Source organism: Planobispora longispora, from assembly GCF_016863135.1.
GTDB lineage: Bacteria > Actinomycetota > Actinomycetes > Streptosporangiales > Streptosporangiaceae > Planobispora > Planobispora longispora.
Map to the genome: position 1 here is coordinate 1 of NZ_BOOH01000025.1, position 15,372 is coordinate 15,372.

General features: G+C 71.1%; 14 protein-coding genes. 3 read left to right on the top strand and 11 right to left on the bottom strand.

Annotated elements, in window-relative coordinates; all coding sequences use genetic code 11:
• Positions 1–57 precede the first annotated feature (57 nt).
• The 3 genes from Plo01_RS17710 to uvrA all read right to left on the bottom strand — a co-directional run bounded on the left by Plo01_RS17710 (position 58) and on the right by uvrA (position 4,171).
• On the bottom strand, positions 58–528 hold the full coding sequence (locus Plo01_RS17710; protein WP_203891725.1) for a Rieske (2Fe-2S) protein: 471 nt from the start codon (positions 526–528) through the stop codon (positions 58–60).
• Positions 529–740: 212 nt separating this feature from the next.
• Positions 741–1,169, bottom strand: coding sequence for a Rieske (2Fe-2S) protein (locus Plo01_RS17715; RefSeq protein ID WP_203891726.1), 429 nt, complete (start codon positions 1,167–1,169; stop codon positions 741–743).
• A gap of 161 nt (positions 1,170–1,330) precedes the next feature.
• Positions 1,331–4,171, bottom strand: a complete 2,841-nt coding sequence (gene uvrA / locus Plo01_RS17720; RefSeq protein WP_203891727.1) for an excinuclease ABC subunit UvrA — start codon at positions 4,169–4,171, stop codon at positions 1,331–1,333.
• Positions 4,172–4,586: 415 nt separating this feature from the next.
• Between uvrA and Plo01_RS17725 the strand changes: the two genes are divergently transcribed.
• Both Plo01_RS17725 and Plo01_RS17730 read left to right on the top strand, forming a co-directional pair.
• A complete protein-coding gene (locus Plo01_RS17725) occupies positions 4,587–5,390 on the top strand; it encodes a maleylpyruvate isomerase family mycothiol-dependent enzyme (protein ID WP_203891728.1) in 804 nt (267 codons plus the stop codon).
• Complete coding sequence (locus Plo01_RS17730; protein ID WP_203891729.1) at positions 5,387–6,028, top strand: MBL fold metallo-hydrolase; 642 nt, start codon at positions 5,387–5,389, stop codon at positions 6,026–6,028. The genes Plo01_RS17725 and Plo01_RS17730 overlap by 4 nt, the downstream gene beginning before the upstream one ends.
• A gap of 78 nt (positions 6,029–6,106) precedes the next feature.
• Here Plo01_RS17730 and pssA read toward each other — a convergent pair whose 3' ends face one another.
• The 5 genes from pssA to Plo01_RS17755 form a co-directional block, all read right to left on the bottom strand.
• A complete protein-coding gene (pssA, locus tag Plo01_RS17735) occupies positions 6,107–6,937 on the bottom strand; it encodes a CDP-diacylglycerol--serine O-phosphatidyltransferase (RefSeq protein WP_203891730.1) in 831 nt (276 codons plus the stop codon).
• Positions 6,924–7,571 (bottom strand): phosphatidylserine decarboxylase, encoded by a 648-nt coding sequence (locus tag Plo01_RS17740; RefSeq protein WP_203891731.1) that lies wholly within the window; start codon positions 7,569–7,571, stop codon positions 6,924–6,926. The genes pssA and Plo01_RS17740 overlap by 14 nt, the downstream gene beginning before the upstream one ends.
• Before the next feature lie 128 nt (positions 7,572–7,699).
• On the bottom strand, positions 7,700–8,689 hold the full coding sequence (locus tag Plo01_RS17745; protein ID WP_203891732.1) for a TerC family protein: 990 nt from the start codon (positions 8,687–8,689) through the stop codon (positions 7,700–7,702).
• A gap of 477 nt (positions 8,690–9,166) precedes the next feature.
• Positions 9,167–9,664 (bottom strand): HAD domain-containing protein, encoded by a 498-nt coding sequence (locus Plo01_RS17750; RefSeq protein WP_203891733.1) that lies wholly within the window; start codon positions 9,662–9,664, stop codon positions 9,167–9,169.
• Positions 9,661–10,935 (bottom strand): IS256 family transposase, encoded by a 1,275-nt coding sequence (locus tag Plo01_RS17755; RefSeq protein WP_373871695.1) that lies wholly within the window; start codon positions 10,933–10,935, stop codon positions 9,661–9,663. Before Plo01_RS17755 ends, Plo01_RS17750 begins: the two co-directional genes overlap by 4 nt.
• Before the next feature lie 106 nt (positions 10,936–11,041).
• Here Plo01_RS17755 and Plo01_RS17760 point away from each other — a divergent pair, with 106 nt between their 5' ends.
• Entirely contained in the window at positions 11,042–11,497 is a 456-nt protein-coding gene (locus Plo01_RS17760) for a P-loop nucleotide/nucleoside kinase family protein (protein ID WP_203891734.1), read from the top strand.
• 119 nt (positions 11,498–11,616) lie between these two features.
• On the opposite strand, the gene Plo01_RS17765 is transcribed toward Plo01_RS17760, so the two are convergent.
• The 3 genes from Plo01_RS17765 to Plo01_RS17775 all read right to left on the bottom strand — a co-directional run bounded on the left by Plo01_RS17765 (position 11,617) and on the right by Plo01_RS17775 (position 15,367).
• Positions 11,617–12,792, bottom strand: a complete 1,176-nt coding sequence (locus tag Plo01_RS17765) for a glycosyltransferase family 4 protein (protein WP_203891735.1) — start codon at positions 12,790–12,792, stop codon at positions 11,617–11,619.
• A 74-nt stretch (positions 12,793–12,866) separates the two neighbouring features.
• On the bottom strand, positions 12,867–14,504 hold the full coding sequence (murJ, locus tag Plo01_RS17770; RefSeq protein WP_203891736.1) for a murein biosynthesis integral membrane protein MurJ: 1,638 nt from the start codon (positions 14,502–14,504) through the stop codon (positions 12,867–12,869).
• Positions 14,501–15,367 (bottom strand): hypothetical protein, encoded by an 867-nt coding sequence (locus Plo01_RS17775; RefSeq protein ID WP_203891737.1) that lies wholly within the window; start codon positions 15,365–15,367, stop codon positions 14,501–14,503. The genes murJ and Plo01_RS17775 overlap by 4 nt, the downstream gene beginning before the upstream one ends.
• Positions 15,368–15,372: the final 5 nt, after the last annotated feature.

Genomic DNA, 15,372 nt, shown 5'->3' on the forward strand with positions numbered 1-15,372 from the left:
GGGCCGCCGTACCCGCCGCGGGCCCCTCATCCCCGGCGAGCACGGCGGCCCGCGGCCTCAGGCCAGAGTGATCGACTCGCCGTCGACCTTGATGGCCTTCTCCTCAAGGGGCTTGTTGGCCGGGCCGTTGGCGACGGACCCGTCGGCGATGTTGAACTTGCTGCCGTGGCAGGGGCAGTTGATGGTGCCGCCCTCGACGGCGTCGACGTCACACCCCTGGTGGGTGCAGACGGAGGTGAAGCACTTGAACTCCCCGGCCTTCGGCTGGGTCACCACGACCTTCTCGGCCTTGAAGACCTTGCCCTCACCCACGGGGATGTCGCTGGTCTTGGCCAGGGCGTCGGCCGCGGAGTCACCGTTGCCGGACCCCGAGCCGGTCTCGGGCGCGGACGAGGGGGCGGGATCGGCCGGAGCGGTCGTCTCCTCCGCCGTCGGCTGGCCGTACCCCGAGCAGGCGGTCAGCACGGCGGTGAGCCCCACACCTCCCGCACCGAGCATCACCGCACGCCGTGTCGTCGTCTCTGACATGGTCACCCTCCCAGGAGCTTCTTTCTGTTCGGTACGGCTCGCGTCCCGATGACGGTTCAGCATGCCGCACCCGACGTCAGAAGACTGTGAAGATTTACGTCTTCGACCCACTTTCGCCCGGACCCGGAGCACATCGGGACCGGGCCTTGAAACCGCGCTGGACTTCCCCGGCCTTCCTCACTCGAAGCCGCGCCGAACTTCCCGGGCTCTCCTCAGAGGAGGACGATTCCGTCGCCCTCGACCTTCAGCGGGAATTCCACCAGCGGCGCCTCCGCCGGCCCCTTGAGGCACTTGCCGGAGACGGCGTCGAACTCGCTGCCGTGGCAGGGGCAGCGGATGACCCCCTCGGCCGGGCGGCTGACCGCGCAGCCACGGTGCGGACAGCTGGCGCTGAACGCCTTGAACACCCCCGAGGTCGGCTGGGCGATCACGATCTTCCACTGGTGGATCACCTTGCCACCGCCCACCGGCACGTCGGCGACCTTGGCGATGACCTGACCCTTGACCCCGGGGGGAACGGCGGCCGGAGCCCGCTCCCCCGTGCCGCACCCGGCCAGTGCCGTACCGCATGCCACGACCCCCGCGGCGCCGATCACGTTCCTTCTCGTGGGCATGGTGAAACCGTCACTGCTGCTGCTCATCGCGGCCCTTCTCGCAATGTCCCCCGTGAAACCGGGCTCGGCGTCAAGAGTATTGACGGTGGAGCCCGGTCCCGAATCCGGGCGCTCGCCCGGGCGGGCGGGGCCGTCCCGGCGGCGCGGGCGGGAACGGGCGCCGCTCCCGCCCCGCGCCGGGAGCCGCGTCAGGCTCCAAGGATCTTGCGCAGGAAGCGGCCGGTGTGGCTGGCCTCGACCAGCGCGACCTCCTCGGGCGTGCCGGTGGCGACCACGGTGCCGCCCCGGGAACCGCCCTCGGGACCCATGTCGATGATCCAGTCGGCGGTCTTGATCACATCGAGGTTGTGCTCGATGACGATGACCGTGTTCCCGCCGTCCACGAGCTTGCCGAGCACGCCCAGCAGGCGCCGGATGTCCTCGAAGTGCAGGCCGGTGGTCGGCTCGTCCAGGACGTAGATCGTCCGGCCGGTGGAGCGGCGCTGCAGCTCCGAGGCGAGCTTGACGCGCTGGGCCTCACCGCCGGACAGGGTCGTGGCGGGCTGGCCGAGCCGGACGTAGCCCAGGCCGACGTCGTTGAGCGTCTTGAGGTAGCGCTTGATCGAGGGGATGGCGTCGAAGAAGTCGAGCGCCTCCTCGATCGGCATGTCGAGCACCTCGGAGATCGTCTTGCCCTTGTAGTGGACCTCCAGGGTCTCCCGGTTGTAGCGCGCGCCGTGGCAGACCTCGCACGGCACGTACACGTCGGGCAGGAAGTTCATCTCGATCTTGATGGTGCCGTCGCCGGAGCACGCCTCGCAGCGGCCGCCCTTGACGTTGAAGCTGAAGCGGCCCTTGGCGTAGCCGCGGACCTTCGCCTCGGTGGTCTGCGCGAACAGGTCGCGGACCTTGTCGAAGACGCCGGTGTAGGTCGCCGGGTTCGAGCGGGGCGTGCGGCCGATGGGCGACTGGTCGACGTGCACGACCTTGTCGACCAGGTCGATGCCGTTGATGCGCGAGTGCCGGCCGGGGACGGTGCGCGCGCCGTTGAGCTCCTTGGCCAGGGAGTTGTAGAGGATGTCGTTGACCAGGGTGGACTTGCCGGACCCGGAGACGCCGGTGACCGCGGTGAACACCCCGAGGGGGAACTCGACGTCCACGCCCTTGAGGTTGTGCTCGCGGGCGCCCTTGACCGTGATCTGCCGCTTGCGGTCGCGCTTGCGGCGTTCGGCGGGGATCGCGATGGTCTTGCGCCCGGACAGGTAGGCGCCGGTCATCGACTCCTCGCAGGCCAGCAGCTCCGGGACCGTGCCGGAGACGACGACCTGGCCGCCGTGCTCGCCCGCGCCGGGGCCGATGTCGACCACCCAGTCGGCGGCGGCGATGGTGTCCTCGTCGTGCTCGACCACGATGAGCGTGTTGCCCATGTCACGCAGCCGGATCAGCGTCTCCAGCAGCCGCTGGTTGTCGCGCTGATGCAGGCCGATGGAGGGCTCGTCGAGCACGTAGAGCACGCCGACCAGGCCGGACCCGATCTGGGTGGCCAGCCGGATGCGCTGCGCCTCGCCGCCCGCGAGGGTGCCCGCCGCGCGGTCCATGGTCAGGTAGTCGAGGCCGACGTCGAGCAGGAAGCCCATCCGGGCGTTGATCTCCTTGACCACCCGCTCGGCGATCTGCATGTCGCGGTCGGACAGCTTCAGCCCGGCCAGGAACATCGCGCACTCGCCGATCGACATGGACGAGACCGCGGCGATGGAGCGCCCGTCCACCGTGACGGCCAGCGAGACCGGCTTGAGCCTGGCCCCCTCGCAGGCCGGGCAGGGGATCTCCCGCATGTAGCCTTCGAACTTCTCCCGCATGCCGTCGCTCTCGGACTCGGCGTGCCGGCGCTGCACCCAGGGGATCACCCCCTCGAAGGTGGTGTAGTAGGAGCGCTGACGGCCGTAGCGGTTGCTGTAGCGGACGTGCACCTGCTCGTCGTGGCCGTGCAGCAGCGCCTTCTGCGCCTTCTTCGGCAGCCGCTCCCAGGGGGTGTCGAGGTTGAACCCCATGGCCTTGCCGAGCGCCTCCAGCAGGCGCTCGAAGTAGTCGCTGGTGTGCCCGCCCGACCAGGGGGTCAGGGCGCCCTCCCCCAGGGTCGCCTCCGGGTCGGGCACGACCAGTTCCGGGTCGACCTCCATCCGGGTGCCCAGACCGGTGCACTCCGGGCAGGCGCCGAAGGGAGAGTTGAAGGAGAACGAGCGCGGCTCCAGCTCCTCGAACGACAGGTCGTCGTAGGGGCAGTAGAGGTGCTCGGAGTAGAAGCGCTCGCGGTTCGGGTCGTCCTCGGGGAGGTCGACGAACTCCAGCGTGATCGTGCCGCCCGACAGCTGCAGGGCGGTCTCCACCGAGCCGGTCAGGCGGCTGCGCGCGCTCTCCTTGACCGCGAGCCGGTCGACGATGACCTCGATGTCGTGCTTCTCGTACTTCTTCAGCTTCGGCGGGTCGTCCAGCCGGACCACCACGCCGTCGACCCGGGCGCGGGCGTACCCCTTGGCCTGCAGCTGCCCGAACAGCTCGGTGTATTCGCCCTTGCGCCCGCGGATCACCGGGGCGAGCACCTGGAAGCGGGTGCCCTCCTCCAGCTCCATGACCCGGTCGACGATCTGCTCGGGGCTCTGCCGGGCGATCGCGCGGCCGCACTGCGGGCAGTGCGGCTTGCCGATGCGCGCCCACAGCAGTCGCAGGTAGTCGTAGACCTCGGTGATCGTTCCGACGGTCGACCGGGGGTTGCGGCTGGTCGATTTCTGGTCGATCGACACCGCGGGCGACAGGCCCTCGATGAAGTCGACGTCGGGCTTGTCCATCTGCCCGAGGAACTGCCGCGCGTAGGCGGAGAGGGATTCGACATAGCGCCGCTGGCCCTCGGCGAAGATGGTGTCGAAGGCCAGACTGGACTTGCCCGATCCGGACAGTCCGGTGAAGACGATCAGCGAGTCTCGCGGCAGCTCCAGCGAGACGTCCTTGAGATTGTGTTCACGTGCGCCACGCACGATGAGACGGTCAGCCACAGCAGTCCCGACGTCGGTTTAGAGGGTTGGAAGCGGTCGCGGGAAGACTAGCGACGGGGTCCGACAATTTCGCGGAGCTCGCAGAGCTCGCGGAGTGCCGTCCGCAGACGGATCTCTCCATCTCCCCCCGAGGACGGCGTTTCCCACCTCCTCCAGAGTACGGCCTCCCCCGGACCCGGCGGGTCGCTTCCCACCGGTATGGGTCCCCTCGACGGGTCGCTTCCCACCGGTATGGGCCCCTCGGCGGCCCGCCGGGGGACAGATCCACCGGGGCAGATCCGCCGGGCACCCCGCCCGCCGCGCGCCCCGCCCCCTCCGGGTGAACTTCCCCGTTCCTTCCTCCCGGGCTCCGCAACGCCCGAACTTCCCTCTCTCCACCCTGGTACGGCCTCCGCCGCGATGGTGAAGTGTGGGAATGGATGTCCTAGACGCGTTCCAGTCCGAACTCGCCGCCTCGACCGACCGCCTCGTCGCCACCGTGGCCCGGCTGTCCGACGCCGACCTGACGGCGCCCTCCCGGCTGCCCGGCTGGACCCGGGGCCACCTGATCACCCACATCGCCCGCAACGCCGACAGCCTGGTCAACCTCACGGAATGGGCCAGGACGGGGGTCGAGAGGCCGCAGTACCCCAGCGTGGAGAGCCGCGACGCCGACATCGCGGCGGGAGCCGTACGGCCCGCCAAGGAGCAACTCGCCGACCTGGAGGAGAGCGCGGCCCGGCTCGCGACGGCCTTCCGCGACCTGCCCCCGCGGGCGTGGTCGGCGATGGTCGGCGGGATGCGGCCTCCCCCGCACCCCGCCTGGTACCTGCTGGTCCGGCGGCTGCGCGAGACCGAGTTCCACCACGTGGACCTCGACGCCGGGTACGACTGCTCCGCCTGGTCGGACGCCTTCGTCCGGCGCGAACTGCACGACGTGATGGTCTGCTGGCCCCGCGAGCCGAGCCCGATCAGCGAGATCGTGGTGGAGGAGGTCAAGGACGACCACAAGCACCGCCAGGTCTGGCGCGGTCTCGGCTCCGGGCCCGTGGTCCAGGGGGACGCGCGGACGCTGCTGGCCTGGCTGACCGGGCGCTCGGCCGGGGCGGGCCTTAGGGTGATGCGGGAGGGGGCCACGGGCAACGAACCAGCCGCCGGGCCGCTGCCCGCGCCGCCGCCGTGGCTGATCATGACCGCCGCCCCCGGCCTTCCCGCGACACCTCCGGAGGAGTATCCATGACCTATACCGGCGACGTGCAGGTCGGCGGCCCCGCCGACGTGCGCGAGCTGCCCGCCGTGACGATCTCGAAGCTGGCGGTCGGGCCGTTCGACAACAACGCCTACCTGGTCCGGTGCAACGACACCGGCGACGGGCTGCTGATCGACGCCGCCGCCGAGGCCGACCGGCTGCTGGAGCTCATCGGCGGCATGCCGATCGGCAGGATCGTCACGACCCACCAGCACGGCGACCACTGGCAGGCCCTGGAGGAGGTCGCGCGGGCCACCGGCGCCCTGGTGATCGCCCATCCGCTGGACGCCCCGGCGCTGCCCGTCCCGGTCGGCCTGACGGTCGAGCACGGCGACAAGGTGACCGTCGGCGTGGTCGACCTGGAGGTCATCCACCTGCGCGGGCACACGCCCGGCTCCATCGCCCTGCACTACAACGGCCACCTGTTCACCGGTGACTCGCTCTTCCCCGGCGGGGTCGGCAACACCAACAAGGACCCCGAGCGCTTCGCGCAGCTCTTCGCGGACGTGTCCGAGCGGATCTTCGACCGCTTCCCCGACGAGACCTGGGTCTACCCGGGCCACGGCAAGGACACCACGCTCGGCGCCGAGCGCCCGTCCCTGCCGGAGTGGCGGGAGCGCGGCTGGTAGGGACCCGGCCCCCGGACACGCGATCGGCCCGGCCGGATCACTCTCCGGCCGGGCCGATCCCGTCTGTTCGGGAGCGCGTCAGCCGATGCTCTCGGATTCCTTGCGCTCCTTGCGCTTCTCGTGCTTGAACATCAGGACGCGCAGCGGGATCGCGGCCACGATCGCCACCTGCATGACGGCGCCCACCTTGATGAGCCTGTCGCCCCCGGCCAGGCCGGCGGCCCAGATGGTCAGGCAGGCGACGTTGATCATCATCCAGGCGAGTACGGCGGCCGCCAGGTTGCCCTTGGGCTTGGGGTACTCGATCCGGCTGACCATCAGGTAGGCGACGCCGAAGATGGGGACCATGGCCCCGACCGACGGCGGGAACAGCAGGACGATCGAGACCACGGTCATGGCGCCCATCGGGATGGGCAGGCCCATGAAGTCGCCGCTCTTGGTCTTCACGCAGGCGAAGCGCGCAAGCCGGATGACCCCGGCCAGCAGCACCGACGCCGCCGCGATCATCACCAGGACGAACGGCACCCTCGGGTTGAAGCCCGCCCAGATGACGACCATGAACGCGGGGGCGAAGCCGAAGCTGATCACGTCCGCGAGGTTGTCGAGCTCCGCGCCCATCGCCGAGGCGCGGAACTTGCGGGCCACCAGGCCGTCGAACAGGTCGCAGGTCGCGCCGAGCAGCAGCAGCACCACCGCGGTGCCGAAGAACCGCGGGTCGGCCGAGAACTTGCCGGTCTGCTGGAGCGAGGTGATGGCCGACCAGGCCAGGACGCAGACCGCGAGGAAGCCGCAGAGCGCGTTGCCCAGGGACAGGGAGTCGGCGGCCGAGAGCCGGAACGCCTTGCCGACGGGCCCCCGGGGCTCGTCGTCCGCCTCGTCTATCGGCCAGCCCGCGTCAGCCGTGGTCAAGGCCGGTCACCCCCGCGACGGTCTTCTGCCCGACGGACACCGCGGGGGCGATGCCTTCCGGCAGGTAGACGTCCACCCGCGAGCCGAACCGGATCAGCCCGATGCGCTCGGCCCTGGTCACCTTGGCGCCCGCCCGCAGGTAGGGCACGATGCGGCGGGCGACCGCGCCCGCGATCTGGACGAGCTCGATGTCGCCGAGCGCGGTGTCCAGGTGCCACACGACCCGCTCGTTCAGGTCGCTGTCCTTGTTGAAGGCCGGCACGAAACCCCCGGGGACGTGCTCCACCGAGGTGACCGTGCCGGCCAGCGGCGCGCGGTTGACGTGCACGTTGAGCGGGCTCATGAAGATCGCCACTCGGGTGCGGCCGTCCGGCCACGGGTCGATGCTCTGCACCACGCCGTCGGCGGGCGACAGGATCCGCGCGTCGCCCGGCGTGCGCTCGGGATCGCGGAAGAACCAGAGCATGGCGCCGGTGAGCGCGGTCAGCGGGACCGCCGCCAGCGCCCAGCGCGGGTCGCGGCGGCTGAGCAACGAGGTGGCGGCGGTCGCGGCCACCGTCGGCAACAGCCACGGGGAGACGCCACGCGCCAGTCGGACGCGGCCTGGCCGATGGCTTGCTGAATCGTGGGACACAGGGAACCTTTTGTGATGTCTTGCGGCTATAGACCGGTATGTCTACCCGCTCTGGGGGAGGATGCTACCGACCTCTCTGCCCTTTTACGGCGCAACGAGACAAGCAAAGCGCCTCCCCCGCCAATCCGCTAGCCCTGCTTGGCCTCCGCGGAGGTGGTGATTTCGTTGCCTTTGCGGGTGTCACGCCGGGACTTGACGAGGCTCGCCACAGTGGTGATCACCATGGTGACGCCGATGACGGACAGCGACACGGAGATCGGGATCTCGGGCGCCCAGGAGACGTGGCTGGAGTGCAGCGCCTCGAGGATCAGCTTGACCCCGATGAAACCGAGGATGAAGGCCAGGCCGTAGCTGAGGTAGACCAGGCGCTGCAGCAGGCCGCCCAGCAGGAAGTACAGCTGGCGCAGGCCCATCAGCGCGAACGCGTTGGCGGTGAAGACGATGAACGCGTCGGTGGTGAGACCGAAGATCGCCGGGATCGAGTCGAGCGCGAACAGCAGGTCGGTGGTGCCGATGGCGATCATGACGATCAGCATCGGGGTGACGAAGCGCTTGCCGTTGATCTTGACGGTGACCTTGGAGCCCACGTAGTCGTCGGTGTGCGGCAGCGTCCGGCGGGCCCAGCGCAGGAGCGCGTTCTCCGGGACGTCCTCCTCCTGGCCGTGCTGGCGGACCAGCCCCACGGCGGTGTAGATCAGGAAGATGCCGAAGATGTAGAACATCCAGCTGAAGTTCGCCAGGGCGGCGGCGCCGACGGCGATGAAGATGCCGCGCATGACCAGGGCCATCAGGATGCCGATCAGCAGGACCTTGTGCTGGTAGATCCTGGGCACCGCGAAGCGGGTCATGATGATGTAGAAGACGAAGAGGTTGTCGACGCTCAGGCTGTATTCCGTGATGTAGCCGGCGAAGAACTCACCCGCCGAGGTCGCCCCCGCGGTCGCCCAGAGCACGCCGCCGAAGATCACTGCGAGCGTGACGTAGAAGCCGACCCAGAAGCTGGCCTGCCGCATCGAGAACTCACGGGGCTCGCCCCGATCGACGATCCACAGGTCGAAGGCGAGGATCAGGAGCAGCCCGACGATGACGGCGGCCCATGCCCAGGCAGGTATGATCATGATGTGACAACCCTCCGGCGCGCATGACTGAATGCCGGAGGTCTCTCCCGCCCAGCGAAGATCGCGCGCGCGGACCGGCAGCCCCGGGGGCCTCGTGGATCGAGGCGGCACCGTGATGACGAGACTGTCGCGAAGGGATACTCCCCCCCTAACCAAGCCAGTATAGGGATCGAGCTTGGCTGCGCCTAATTCAACCCACCGGGACACCAGCTTGTTCCCAGTCTCCGCCGGGTGCCGTAAAACTCTATAAAACCATCCAAATCAGATTTATCTGCAGGCCAGTGCCCCACCGGGTCTGCCCTGCCGGCGTCAGGTCCGCGGGTGATCGCTAGTGTCGCGTCCATGGACGATGTCGTGAGCGGTACGGAAGCCGGCCGCGTCGCCGCCGGGCCGGGAGACGGATCCGGGCGATCCGTCGTGTTGATGTGCGGCATCGCCGGTTCGAGCAATTGTCAAATTCTGTGGATCGTGGGTGACTCATAGGGCTCGGAGCCATCGATCGAGGGCTGCGAAGTCTTCGTCGGCGAGTCCCTGGTATGACTCCACGTGGTGAAGGAGCGCCCGACCGCTATGGTGTGCGGCGACCCACTCCCTATCGGCGTCGGTGATCTCGTCGTCGACCCACGCGAACGGGCGCCCGCCCGCCCAGTTCACCAGAGCCCGGGTCTTCCAGCACAGTCCGAACCATCGGTCCTCACGTTCATGCTGGTCGGTGGGCTCCGGCCACTTCACGACGGGCAGTCGCGGCAGCCCGATGCGGGGTGCGATCTCGGCGTTGGCCTCCTCTTCCCAGGTGGTCGCCCAGACGAGTTCGCAGGGCAGCGCTGTCAGTCGGTTCCCCAGCTCGGAGGTGAGCCGTGCCAAGCGCGAGTCCGGTGTCGTACCCCGCGGTGTGCGGTGCGGGTCCTCTCCGAAGGGGAGAAGCGGCCCGTCGACGTCGAGGAAGAGCAGCGGCCGTTCGGTATGACCGGTCATGCTGCGCTGGCCTCGTCACGTTCGATGAGGACGCCACGTTCGAAGTGGGCTCCGGCACGCACGAGAGCCACCAGGTGAGGGGCGTTGATCGAGCGCCAGCGGGCCTGGGCCGACTCGATCAGCTTGAACGCCATGGCCAGCCCGGCCGCACGCGACCCCGGCCCCTTGGTGACCTTGGTGCGGTGCCGGACCGTGGCGAACGTCGACTCGATCGGGTTGGTCGTGCGCAGGTGGATCCAGTGCTCGGCCGGGAAGTCGTAGAACGCCAGCAGTTCGTCGGCGTCGTCCGTGACCTTGGCCACCGCCTTGGGATACTTGGCGCCGTAAGCGGCCTGGAACGCCGCCACCGCCGCCTCGGCGTGCTCCTTGTGCTCGGCGTTCCCGATTTCGGCCAGCGCCTTCTTCGCTCCCGGGTGCGCGGACTTCGGCAGCGCCCCGAGCACGTTGGCGATCTTGTGAAACCAGCACCTCTGGGCTCGGGTCTGCGGAAACACCTCACTCAGCGCACCCCAGAACCCCAGCGCCCCGTCGGCGACCGCGAGCACCGGAGCGCACATGCCGCGGCGTTTGGCATCGCGCAGCAGGTCCGCCCAGGACTCGGTGGATTCGCGGTAACCGTCGGCCAGCGCGACGAACTCCTTGCGGCCGTCGGCACGTACGCCGATCATCACCAGCAGGCACAGGCGCTGCTCCTCCAGGCGGACGTTGACGTGGATGCCGTCGGCCCACACATACACGTAGTCCACGCCCGACAGGTCCCGGGCGGCGAAGGTACGTTGCTCGGCCTTCCACTGCTCGGTCAGCTTCGTGATCACTGATGCCGACAGCCCCGACGTCGAGCCGAGGAACTGCCCGAGCGCGGCGGTGAAGTCGCCGGAGGACAGGCCGTGCAGGTACAGCAGCGGCAGCACCTCGCTGACCTTGGGCGTCTTGCGGCACCACGGCGGCAGGATCGATGAGGAGAACCGCTGGCGCTCGCCGGTGACCGGATCGGTGCGCTTGTCGTTGACGCGCGGGGCGCGGACCTCGATCGCTCCGGCCGCGGTCAGGATCTCGCGCGGGGCGTGGGAGCCGTTGCGCACCACCAGGCGGCGGCCGGCTTCGTCGCGTTCGTCGGCGAAAGCGGAGATGTAGGCGTCCACCTCGGCCTGCAGGGCGGCGGCCAGCATACGGCGGGCGCCCTCGCGGACGAGCTGGTCGATCAACGCGGCCGAGCCGGGCACCGGGTTGCCATCGTCGGAGGGGAGATCAGGGACTACGGTAAGCGGCACGGGTGTGCCTTCCCGACCGACGCGGCAACGTCGGCCTTATCTCGAAACCTTCATCGGGTGATCCGGGAAGGTACACCCCTTCCCGGCGATCCACAGGTTTCGATCATTGCTCGCCGGTTCGGGCAAGACGACCTACGCGCAGGCGCTGGAACGGCGCGGCTACGTGCGGCTGTCGATCGACGAGGCGATCTGGGAGCGGTTCGGCCAGGACGGCGCGCGTTTCGATCCGCAGGAGTACGAGGATCACAAAGCCGCCGCCGAGGAGGCGTTACGGCACGAGCTGGTGCGCTTGATGCGGGAGGGCCGGGCCGTGGTCCTGGACTACAGCTTCTGGCAGCGCGCGAGACGCGACCGGTACAAGTCCTTGATCGAAAGCCACGGATACCGGTGGGAACTCGTCTACCTCAAGGCGGACCCGGAAACGCTGCGCCGGCGGCTCGCCGTGCGCAACGCGCTGGAGGGGCCGAACCACGTCACGGTGTCCGATGATCTCCTGCGGAGGTATCTGGCCGGTTTCGAGGAGCCGATCGGGGAAGGTGAGCGCACGATCGTGCAGCGGTGAGCCGGGTCCCGCCGTCCGGGTCCCGCCGTCCGGGTCACGATCCGGCCAGGTCGCGATCCGCCCGAGTCGCGATCCGGGTCGCGATCCGCTGAGCCTTTCCGGTCGCAGGGCCGGGAAGCCTATTCGAGCCCGGCGTAGACCGCCAGGACGGCCTCCAGCGCCTCCTGCTCCCCGGGCAGTTCCCCGCCCCGCCGCTCGGCCTCCCGCGTCAGCTGCCGGGCGAACCCGTCGTCGGTGAGGATCCTGCGGACCGCGCCGCTCATGGCGGCGGTGTCGCCGTACGGCACCAGCACCCCGCCCCGGCCCACCATCGGCGGGATCCCCCCGACGGCGGTGGCCACGACCGGCGTCCCGGCGCGCAGCGCCTCCTGCACGCTCAGCGGCTGCCCCTCCCAGCGGCTCGGCACCACCAGCGCCCGCGCCACCCGGAGCAGATCGCCGACGTCCCGCCGGTCGCCCAGCAGCCGCACCGGCAGCCGCTCCGCGTCGATCCGCCGCTGCAGTTCCCCCCGCAACGGCCCGTCGCCCGCGACGAGGAACAGCGCCCGCCCCTCCGGGAGAGCGGCCCCGCCCTGCCCGGCCGCGTTCTCCCCGGCGTCAGTGCCCGCCGCGGAGCTCGGGGCGAAGGAGGCCGCCACGTCGAGGAGGGCTTCCAGGCCCTTCTGCTGGGCGAGCCGGGCCACCGTCAGGAGGATCGGCCGATCACCGCCACCGGACTCCGCGGCCCCGGCGAGCCCCGTGAACTCCGCGCGGATCTCCTCCGGGCTCCGCCCCGACACGACCGCTTCGGGCGCGGGGACGACGGCGGCCTCGACGTGCCGGGCGCCCAGGACGGTCATCCGGTCGCCGAGGTCCGGCGAGACGACCAGGACCCGGTCGGCGCGGCGGGCGACGATCCGCTCCAGGACCCCGTAGATCGCGCCGACGGCTCCCCCGGCCGTGGCGGCGTTGTGCAGCGTCACCACCAGCCCGGTGCGGGTCCCGGTCAGGGAGAGGGCCGCCAGCGCCCCGGCCCGCAGCCCGTGCGCGTGTACGGCGTCCGCCCCGCGCAGCCCCCGCAGTTCCCGCACCGCCCGCAGGTCGCCGCCCGGGCGCGGCCGGTCCGAGATGGGGACCGGGACGAACCGGGCGCCGAGCCGGGTGAAGCCGAAAGTCTCCTCGGTGCTCGGCGGTCCGGCCACCACCACGCGGCGCCCGCGCCGCACGAGCCCGGCGGCCAGCATGGCCACGTGCCGCCCGACCCCGCCCGCGCTGGTCCCCAGCACGAGTGCCACCTTCGATCCCGCTCCGGACATCCGCGCTTCCTTTCCCGCCCCTGACAAGCCCACCTCCGACACGCCCACCTCTTACACGCCCGCCTCCGGCAGGCTCACCTCTGACGCCCGCGTCGCAGCAGCGCGCGGGCGTCCGGTCCGTCGATCACCGCGGCCACCGCCGCGAACGCCACAGCCCCCGCCAGCGCGGCGCCCGCCCCGACCGGCACGCACATCCACTTCGACACGTCGCCGAACGCCGTCGCGACGGCCAGCCCGGCCCCGTAGGCGGCGGCTCCACCGGCCGCGGAGGCGAGCAGCGCCCGCCAGGCCCCCGCGAGGGCCTGGCGTCCCCGGGCCCTCAGCACCGCCAGGGCCAGCAGGATGCCGCCCACGGTCATCCCGGCCGTGCTGCCCAGCGCCAGCCGTCCCACCACGTCTCCCGGCCCCTCGGCGGCGTGCGCGAGCACGACCTGCGCGCCCAGCGCCACACCCCATCCCGCCACGGAGGTCAGGGCCGCCGAGCGCCCCCGGCCGCAGGCGTACAGAACCCGGGCGAGGTGCGTCATCAGCGCGTATCCGATCAGTCCCGGCGCGAACAGCGTGACGCCCGCGGCCATCTCCGCGGGGATCCCGCCCTCGGTGCCCTCCAGGAACACGCGCGAGACGGGCATGGCGACCGCCGCCATCACCCCCGCCGCCAATCCCATGGCCAGCAGGGTCACCCGCGTGGTCGAGGCGGCCAGGCCGTCGAAGCCCTCCCGGTCGCCTTCGGCGGCGCGGGTGGACAGCGTGGGGAAGGAGCTGGTCGTGATCGGGACCGCGAGCACCGCGTAGGGCAGCTGGTACAGCGCCCAGGCGTAGGTGTAGAAGCCGATCCGCCCCTCTCCCCCGAGGTCGTTGGTGAGCCCGACCACCGCGGTCAGCGTGATCTGCTGGGCGACGAGGACGGCCAGGCCGGCCGTGGCGAGCCGCCGGGCCCGGGCCCCCGCCCCCGGCGGGAAGGACAGCGACGGCCGCAGCCGGAGCCGGAGCCGGGCCACCGGGCCGATCACGGTCACGACCATGGCGGCGGCCGCGACCGTCGCCCCGAGGGACAGGATCAGCTCCCCTGCCGTGGTCAGCTCGCCCAGATCTCCGGCGGCCTCCCCGTTGACCGTCTCGAAGGCCAGGTGGGAGACGATGATCAGCAGGCTGGAGACCAGCGGCGCCAGGGCCGGGCCCAGGAACCTGCGGTGCGCCTGGAGCACGCCGTACAGGACCACGGCCAGCCCGAAGAAGATCATCCGAGGGGCGAAGACGATCAGCATGTCCGCCCCGGCCCCGATCACCTGGGAGACGTCGCAGCGATCCGTCGTTCCGGCCCCGCCGACATCGCCCACGAGCAACGCGACGATCGGCCCGGCGAACACCGCGATCAGCAGGGTCAGCGGCACCAGGACCAGCATCGCCCAAGTGAGCAGCGCCGAGGTGATCCGGCCGGCCTCGGCCCTCGCCTCCGGGTCGTCGTCGGACCGCGCGGCCGCCGAGGCCAGCACCGGGACCGCCATCCCGGCCAGCGCGCCCCCCGCGACCAGTTCGAAGACGATGTTCGGGACGTAGTTGGCGGTGTTGTAGACGGTGCTCAGGCAGTCGTTGGCGACGGTCTGCGACTGGACGTAGTACCTGCCGAAGCCGACGAGCCGGGCCGCGACGGTCACGATCCCGATGAGGAGCGCCGCTCCCGCGACCCCCTGACCGATCTTTCTGATCATCGGGGGGCGGGCGCCTGCTCCACGGGGCGACGGCCGAGCATGTCGATCCGGTTGAGCACGCGGTTGCCCGCGATGACCCGGGTGAAGCTGATCTTCTCGGAGGCGGCGGTCAGCGCGACCACCGTGCCGAGCACCGCCAGGCGGCCGGGGCGGCCGAGGGAGACGGCGGCGGCCAGGCCGAGCAGCGCGCCCAGCGCGTTGGCCCCGGCGTCGCCGAGCATCGCCCGCTCGCCCAGGTCCTCGGGCAGGAGGGCCGCCGCCGCGCCGAGGGTCCCGGCGGTCACCGCCGCCGCGACGGGCGTGTCCTTGAGGACCGAGGCGGCCAGCAGCGGCGCCCCGCCGAGCAGGCCGACCTTGATCGCGCGACCGGGGCGCAGGTCGAAGAGGTTGGCCAGGTTCGCGCTCCCGGCGACCAGCGCGCCGTTGACCAGGGTGTCGGCCGGGCCGCGCGAGGTCAGGGCGGCGGCGGCCAGGCCGGTCGCGCCGATGCCGAGGATCTTCACGGCGCCGCTGGTGACCTCGCCCTTGGACAGGGCGCCCAGGTGGCCCCGGAACCCCTTGGAGGTCGTCACGCCGTACAGGTCGTCGTAGGCGCCGAGGGCCCCGCTGCCCGCCACGGCCAGCAGGGCGGCCGCGCGCGTCCCGGCGGGCAGGCCGGGGGCCGCCGCGACCGCGGCGGCCGCGCCGGCGACGAGGGCCGGGCCCTCGATCAGGGTGATCGGCTCGCCCCGGTGGTTGGTCCGGCTCCACGTCTCGGCGTCGCCGACCGGCGGCCTGCGGGTGAACGCGGCGTAGGCGGCGCGGGCGGCCACCGCGCCGAGCGCGGCGCCGGCGAGAGCGCTGAGAAGGGCGCGACGGGCCATCGGAA

Coding starts and splice junctions, on each gene's coding strand:
- Plo01_RS17710 (WP_203891725.1), bottom strand. CDS start 528: ATGTCAGAGACGACGACACGGCGTGCGGTGATGCTCGGTGCGGGAGGT.
- Plo01_RS17715 (WP_203891726.1), bottom strand. CDS start 1,169: ATGAGCAGCAGCAGTGACGGTTTCACCATGCCCACGAGAAGGAACGTG.
- Plo01_RS17725 (WP_203891728.1), top strand. CDS start 4,587: ATGGATGTCCTAGACGCGTTCCAGTCCGAACTCGCCGCCTCGACCGAC.
- Plo01_RS17730 (WP_203891729.1), top strand. CDS start 5,387: ATGACCTATACCGGCGACGTGCAGGTCGGCGGCCCCGCCGACGTGCGC.
- Plo01_RS17745 (WP_203891732.1), bottom strand. CDS start 8,689: ATGATCATACCTGCCTGGGCATGGGCCGCCGTCATCGTCGGGCTGCTC.
- Plo01_RS17750 (WP_203891733.1), bottom strand. CDS start 9,664: ATGACCGGTCATACCGAACGGCCGCTGCTCTTCCTCGACGTCGACGGG.
- Plo01_RS17765 (WP_203891735.1), bottom strand. CDS start 12,792: ATGTCCGGAGCGGGATCGAAGGTGGCACTCGTGCTGGGGACCAGCGCG.
- murJ (WP_203891736.1), bottom strand. CDS start 14,504: ATGATCAGAAAGATCGGTCAGGGGGTCGCGGGAGCGGCGCTCCTCATC.
- Plo01_RS17775 (WP_203891737.1), bottom strand. CDS start 15,367: ATGGCCCGTCGCGCCCTTCTCAGCGCTCTCGCCGGCGCCGCGCTCGGC.